Raw genomic sequence first — 3,179 nt, forward strand, 5'->3', positions numbered from 1 at the left:
GTCGGCCGACAAGGCCGCCAGCGCGTCGGCCACCTGGCCGAAGGCGCTCAGCACCGTCTGCTGGTAGCGGGCCGAGGCGACGCGGGCGGCCGCCCTCGCCTGCTCGCGCCGCGCCTTCAGGGTTCCGCCGTCGAACAGCGGCGCGGTCAGGCCCGCGCCCACGTCCCAGCCGCTGGCGTCGTAGCTGAAGATGTCCTTCGGCTTCAGCGCGCCCTGGGTCAGCGAGGCGCTGAGCTTGAGGTTCGGATAGAGGTCGGCCGTGGCCACGCCGATGTCGGCGGTGGCCGCGTGCAGCTCGGCCTCGGCCGCCAGGATGTCCGGCCGCTTGCGCACCAGGGCCGACGGCAGGACGACAGGCACCGGCGCCGACAGCTTCAGGGTGTCGAGCGTGAAGGCCGGCGGCGTCCAGTCGGCCGGGGCCTTGCCGACCAGCAGCGCCAGGGCGTGGCGGGCGGCCGCCAGTTCGCCCTGCAAGGGCGGCAGCTGCGCGCGGTCCTGCTCCAGCTGGGCCTGGGCCGAGACGCCGGCCAGGCGGGTCGCCCCGCCCAAGGCGTCGGCGCGGCGCACCAGGGCGATGTTGGCCTCGTCGTCGGCGATCATCTGTTCGACGCTGGCGATCTGGGCCTGGAGCGTGGCGATCGTCGCCGCCTGCAGGGCGATATTGGCCGTCAGGCTGAGATAGGCCGCCTCGGCGCGCCGGCCTTGCGCCTCGGCGCGGGCCGTCGCGCCCTCGATCCGGCGCTTCTGGCCGCCCCAAAGGTCGAGGTCGTAGCCGACGCCCGCGCCCACCGAATAGAGGCTGAAGGTCGGGTTGCTCAGCGTGAGGTCGCCGAAGCTGGTGAAGCCGAAGGCCTGGAGGTTCGCGCGCTCGCGGTTCACGCCCGCGTTGGCGGAAACCTGCGGCCCGGCCTGGCCGCGCACGGCCGCCAGGGCCGCGCCGGCCTGCGCCAGGGTGGCGTCGGCCTCGACCAGCGAGGGGTTGTCGGCCAGGGCCTGGCGGATCACCGCGTCGAGCTCGGGCGAGCCCAGCGCCGTCCACCACGGACCGACGCCGGCTTGGTCCAGCGTGGCGGCGGCGGCCGGAGAGGCCTCGTCCTTGGCCAGGTAACCGGCCGTCTTCGGAGCTTCTGGCGCCTGGAAGTTCGGACCGACGGTGGTGCAGGCCGAGGCGAGGGCGGCGAGGCTGATCGCGCCGGCGAGGGCGGCCAGGCGGGAGGTCTTAGTGGTCGGCGACATGAACGGTCTCGCCCCCTTTGGCTTTCGGGGTTCGCATGAGCAGGATGAGCGGTGAGCAGGCCACGGTGATGACCAGCATCAGGCGGAAGTCGTCGAGATAGGCCAGCATCGAGGCCTGGCGGTTGATGACGCCGTTGAAGGCCGCCATGGCGCTGTGGGTCAGGAACACGCTCTTGGCGTAGGCCTGGTACAGCGGATTGTCGGGCCGGGCGTGCTCGACCAGCACGGCGTGGTGCTTCTCGATGCCGCTGACGAACAGGGCCTGCATGATCGAGATGCCGGCCGCCGAGCCGATGTTGCGCACCAGGGTGAACAGGCCCGCGCCCTCGGCCCGCAGCTCCGGCTTCACCGTGGCGAAGGCGATGGTGCTGAGCGGCACGAAGATCAGGCCCGTCCCCGCCCCCGACAGGAAGCCGGAGATGATGATCAGGTGGGTGTCCATCCCTAAGCTGAAATGGCTCATCTGCCACAGCGACACGATGCTGATGGCCATGCCGATCGCCAGGATCAGCTTGATGTTCATCCGCCCGACCAGCTGGCCGACGGCGAACATGGCGATGAACGAGCCCAGGCCCCGGGGCATGGAGACCAGGCCCGTGAAGGCCACCGGATAGCCCAGCAGGGTCTGCATCATCGGCGGCAGCAGGGCCAGGGTGCTGTAGAGCAGTATGCCGATGAAGAAGCCGAAGAAGCAGCAGGTCATGAAGTTGGCGTCGGCCAGCAGGGCGCGCGAGACGAATGGTTTTTCCGCCGTCGCCAGCTGTACGGCGAACACCCACAGCGAGATCCCGCAGACGATCAGGTAGGTCCAGATCTCGGCCGAGCCCAGCCAGTCCTGGCCGGGTCCGCGGTCGAGCATCAGCTGGAAGGCGCCGATGGCGATGGCCAGGCTGGCGAAGCCCAGGATGTCGAAGCGCTTCTTCTCGGTTCCCTTCTTCTCGGACAGGAAGAAGAACACCCCGCAGAAGGCCAGCACCCCGACCGGCAGGTTGATGAAGAACACCCAGCGCCAGTCGAGATTGTCGGTCAGCCAGCCGCCCAGGGCCGGGCCCAGGATCGGCCCCAGCACCGCGCCGGCGCCCCAGACGGCCATGGCCTGGCCGTGGCGCTCGGGCGGGTTGATGTCGAGCAGCACCGCCTGCGACAGCGGGATCAGCGCCGCGCCGAACAGGCCTTGCAGCAGCCGGAACAGCACGATCTCGACCAGGCTGTTGGCCACGCCGCACAGCATCGAAGCGACGGTGAAGCCGACGATGCAGACGTTCAGCACCATCTTGCGACCCAGGCGCTCGGTCATGAAGCCGGTCAGCGGCGTCATGATCGTGGCGGCCACGATGTAGGAGGTCAGCACCCAGGTGATCTGGTCGGCCGAGGCCGAGACGCTGCCCTGGATATGCGGCAGGGCGACGTTGGCGATCGTCGTGTCCAGCGAGATCATGATCGTCGCCAGCATCACCGAGACGGTGATGGGGCCGCGGTTGGCGACGTCGCGATCGTGGCCGGAAAGGGCCCGCGCGGCGTTCATCCCTGGCGGCCCGAGCGGACGTCCACCGTCGCCTTGGCGCTGAGGCCGGCGCCCAGATTGCCCGGGACGGCCTCGTCGAGGATCAGGCGCACGGGCACGCGCTGCACCACCTTCACCCAGTTGCCACTGGCGTTCTCGGCCGGCAGCAGGGCGAAGCTGGAGCCGGTGCCGGGGCTGAAGCTGGCCACGTGGGCCTTCAGCGGATGGTCGTAGGCGTCGACCTTGATGCTGGCCGGCTGGCCGACGCGCATGTGGGCCAGCTGGTCTTCCTTGAAGTTGGCCTCGACCCAGGGCTTGCCCGAGAGCAGCCAGAACACCGGCTGCGAGGCCGTGACGCGGGCGCCGACCTGCAGCTGCGCGACCTTGGCCACCACGCCGTCGGCCGGGGCGACCACGGCGGCGTAGGAGCGGTCCAGCC

At 70.3% G+C, this 3,179-nt stretch carries 3 protein-coding genes; all 3 read right to left on the reverse strand.

Annotated features, from left to right (window positions below):
* Positions 1 to 1,236, reverse strand: a 1,236-nt coding sequence (locus DMC18_RS21680; RefSeq protein ID WP_110133302.1) for an efflux transporter outer membrane subunit, incomplete at its 3' end; no start/stop codon positions are given.
* Positions 1,220 to 2,761 carry an MDR family MFS transporter gene (locus tag DMC18_RS21685; RefSeq protein WP_110121479.1) on the reverse strand — a complete coding sequence of 514 codons (1,542 nt, stop codon included), beginning with the start codon at positions 2,759 to 2,761 and terminating at the stop codon, positions 1,220 to 1,222. The genes DMC18_RS21685 and DMC18_RS21680, both read right to left, overlap by 17 nt.
* Positions 2,758 to 3,179, reverse strand: a 422-nt coding sequence (locus DMC18_RS21690) for an HlyD family efflux transporter periplasmic adaptor subunit (RefSeq protein WP_146218164.1), incomplete at its 5' end; no start/stop codon positions are given. The genes DMC18_RS21690 and DMC18_RS21685, both read right to left, overlap by 4 nt.

The sequence above is a fragment of the Caulobacter sp. D5 genome, from assembly GCF_003185805.1.
In the GTDB taxonomy this organism is placed as follows: Bacteria; Pseudomonadota; Alphaproteobacteria; order Caulobacterales; family Caulobacteraceae; genus Caulobacter.

Bases quoted from the DNA above. Each gene is read 5' to 3' on its own strand.
- DMC18_RS21685 (WP_110121479.1), bottom strand. From the start codon at position 2,761: ATGAACGCCGCGCGGGCCCTTTCCGGCCACGATCGCGACGTCGCCAAC.